Genomic DNA, 3,376 nt, shown 5'->3' with positions numbered 1-3,376 from the left:
CATTGCTGGCTCGAAAAGGGGAATTTTATGGCTCAAGAAAACGATGCATTAGGTACAACTGAGAATATCAGTAATAACGGCGCTGCAGTGACAGACGTAAATACCGATCCAAGTACAGTCTCGCCAGCAATGACCGATGCTTTAACTAGTACAGATCCAACAACGTTGGCTCCGCAAGCAGATGCGATGACACAGTTTGTGGAGTTCATGCAGGTAGGTGGACCTGTTGTATGGATTCTGACAGGTTTTTCGGTAATCGCATTAGCGATTACACTCATTAAACTGTGGCAGTTCATGTCAACGCGACCAGAATCCTCCAAACACCTTAAGTCTGTTATTCAACATTGGCAAAAAGGCGATGCTGCCGAAGCCATGATGATGTTGAATCCAAAACGACCAGTGGATGAGCTGGTGCTGATGTCGATTAGAGGTCTAACTCAACATAAAATGGATCTTGCGACCTTAAAAGAAGAGCTTGATCGTGTTGCTACGCTGCGCCTCAATCAATTACGTGCCTACCTTCGCCCAATGGAGGTTATCGCTACATTAAGTCCTTTATTAGGTCTGTTAGGTACCGTGTTGGGGATGATTATCGCCTTCCAACAAATGGAAGCTGCAGGGAATCAGGTGGATCCGTCTGTTTTATCCGGTGGTATCTGGCAAGCATTATTAACAACAGCAGTTGGTCTGGCTGTGGCCATACCAGTTGTGACAATACATAACTGGATGGAGCGTAAAGTTGAGCGTGTTGCATCGCTGATGAATGACACTGTCACCCAAATTTTCACAACAGCGCCTGCTAAGCCAGTGTCTGCTGAAAACAATACCATGCGCCATGCTGCTTAATACAGAACCGCCAAGACATAAAAGAGCCATTAGTCTGACACCGCTTATTGATGTGGTGTTTATTCTGTTGCTGTTCTTTATGTTGTCTTCGACCTTTATCCAGTGGCGGCAAATTGATGTGTCGGCACCAAGTGAATCTCAGGCAGAATCTCGTGAGCAACGTGTTGTCACTCTGGTGTCAAATGACGGTACATACAAAATTGGTAATATGACCTTATCTTTAAAAGATGCAAACTCTGTGGCCACAGTGGTTAATCAAGATCCTGATGCTGTCTATGTCATTGAGGTTAAATCAGGTATTCAAACACAAAGTATGATTGATCTGCTTGATGCCTTTAAACAGGCAGGTGCTAAATCTGTCAGCTTGGCAGGGATAAATTGATGAAAGTCGGACAGTCGATTCAACACAAAAAGCCTGATCAAGATGATAGCTTGGTGCCGTTGATTAACATTGTGTTTCTGATGCTCATATTTTTTATGGTCGCGGGACACATTAGTCAGTCTGACCCTATTAAGGTACAGCCGCCTTTATCTGCGAGTGAAACAAAGCAAGTCGAAGAACCCTTAGTTATTATCGTATCTGAAGATGGGCAAGTAGCGATTGATCAGGCAATTACAGATGATGAGGCGCTATTACCGACCATCAACAAACGTTTTGAAGCGACAGAAGATAAAGATACGTTTCATATCTTAGTTAAAGTGGATGGCAATCTGCCGGTGGAAAGGCTTCAAGATGTGCTGACCATAATCAAGCAATCTGGCATCAAGCGTGTCTCATTGGCGACACAAAAACAAGCAGAACTAACATGACAAAAAATCGTTATTGGATCTTTGCGCTTTTGGTGGCCGTTGCTATTCATGCCGCTGGCTTCGTCTTTTTTACCTATCAGCCTGAAGAAGAGGATGGTGCTGAGCTAACTGGCTTACAAGGTGTAGAAATTGATCTGGGTATGCTTGGTGACCTTGGTGACGTAGAAAAAACGCAAGAAAAAGCGACGGAGTCAGAGCCCGAACCTGAACCAGAAAAAAAGCCGGAACCCGAACCTGTTGTCGAGCCAGAGCCTGTCGTTGAACCTGAACCTGTGGTTGAACCCGAACCTGTTGTAGAGCCTGAGCCAAAAAAAGTTGAGGCAAAACAAAAAACAGAAACAAAGGTAAAAGCACAAACCAAGCCTAAACCAGAACCAAAAAAAGTGGTTGAAGAGCTTATCGAAAAAGAAGTCACACCAGAAAAGCCGGTGAAAAAACAAACAGTCGCGACAACAACGACCAGTACAAACGTGAATAAACAGACTGCCCAGAAGAAAACAACCGGGCAAGCAAGTGCACAGCTGAGTGGTGGTCAGATAGCAGCGCAAAAATCTTACTACAGTGAGCTGGCTGCAACACTGGCCAAGCATAAACGTTATCCCATGGCCTCAAGACGTCGTGGTGAAGAAGGGATCGTCAAGCTGTTTTTTGTGGTTGATCGTGATGGCAAGGTGTTGGATTTTCGTATTACACAAAGTTCGGGGTCAAAACGTTTAGATGAAGCGGTTATAAGCATGTTAAAAAAAGCCCAACCGTTACCTTCGTTTCCGGATGACATGTTGCAGTCTCAGCTTGAGGTGAATGTGCCGATTGCTTTCCAGCTTAATACATAAGTTCGGCTTTAATATGTTTTACGGTGGTTAATATGCGATCAATCGGAGTACTTATTCATCGCTGGTTTGGACTGGCCAGTGCTGTGTTTTTATTCATAGCCGGTCTTACCGGCGCCATTATCTCCTGGGACCATGAGCTGGACGAATGGCTCAATCCACAGCTATATAAAGCCAAAACACAAGATGTGGACTTTGCTGCAATTGATGCTTTATCTCTTGCTAACAAGTTTGAAGCTGACAATCCACAGTTAATGGTCAGCTTTATGCCGCTCAATATTGAGGCTGAGCATAGTTTAATGATGACAGTCATGCCCAGACCTGTTCCTGAGACTGGCAAAGCGGCTGCCGTGGATTTTAATCAGGTAGCCATCGATCCTGCGACCTCTGAGGTGCAGGCAAATAGAATGTGGGGGGAGATTTCGCTAACGCGCGAGAACATCCTACCTTTTCTCTATAAGCTTCACTACAGCATGCATATACCGGATGGTTTTGGTTTGGAGCTCGGTATTCTGTTTATGGGCATTATTGCTATTGTCTGGACAATAGATAGTTTCATTGCCTTATGGATAAGTTTTCCAAAAGCAAAAAGCTGGAAGAAGTCATTACGGTTCCGTTGGAAACAAGGCGGCTACAAATTAAACTTTGATCTTCATCGCTCTGGCGGCGTCTGTTTATGGGGCTTTGTGCTGATTTTAGCGGTGACATCTATCTCGATGAATCTAAATAATGAGGTGATGCGCCCAGTGTTATCTGTTTTCTCTGAGTTGACGCCTACCCCGTTTGATGAGCGTACACCGACACCATTAGATGAATCTAAATAATGAGGTGATGCGCCCAGTGTTATCTGTTTTCTCTGAGTTGACGCCTACCCCGTTTGATGAGCGTAC

General features: G+C 44.5%; 5 protein-coding genes. All 5 read left to right on the top strand.

Features of this window, described 5'->3' with window-relative positions; all coding sequences use genetic code 11:
* On the top strand, positions 1–846 hold an 846-nt coding region (locus tag B4K20_RS07315; protein WP_289282423.1), incomplete at its 5' end, for a MotA/TolQ/ExbB proton channel family protein.
* Entirely contained in the window at positions 836–1,228 is a 393-nt protein-coding gene (locus B4K20_RS07310) for an ExbD/TolR family protein (protein ID WP_289282422.1), read from the top strand. The genes B4K20_RS07315 and B4K20_RS07310, both read left to right, overlap by 11 nt.
* The gene (locus B4K20_RS07305) at positions 1,228–1,656 is read left to right on the top strand and encodes an ExbD/TolR family protein (protein WP_286305241.1); all 429 of its coding nucleotides are present in this window, start codon (positions 1,228–1,230) and stop codon (positions 1,654–1,656) included. The genes B4K20_RS07310 and B4K20_RS07305 overlap by 1 nt, the downstream gene beginning before the upstream one ends.
* Positions 1,653–2,489 (top strand): energy transducer TonB, encoded by an 837-nt coding sequence (locus tag B4K20_RS07300; RefSeq protein ID WP_289282421.1) that lies wholly within the window; start codon positions 1,653–1,655, stop codon positions 2,487–2,489. Before B4K20_RS07305 ends, B4K20_RS07300 begins: the two co-directional genes overlap by 4 nt.
* A gap of 32 nt (positions 2,490–2,521) precedes the next feature.
* Entirely contained in the window at positions 2,522–3,310 is a 789-nt protein-coding gene (locus B4K20_RS07295) for a PepSY-associated TM helix domain-containing protein (protein ID WP_289282420.1), read from the top strand.
* The last annotated feature ends 66 nt before the right edge of the window (positions 3,311–3,376 follow it).

Source organism: Methylophaga sp. UBA5088, assembly GCF_002414625.1.
Classification (GTDB): domain Bacteria; phylum Pseudomonadota; class Gammaproteobacteria; order Nitrosococcales; family Methylophagaceae; genus Methylophaga; species Methylophaga marina.
Note: the sequence above shows the minus strand (reverse complement) of the source record. Positions and strands in the feature narration are given on the sequence as shown.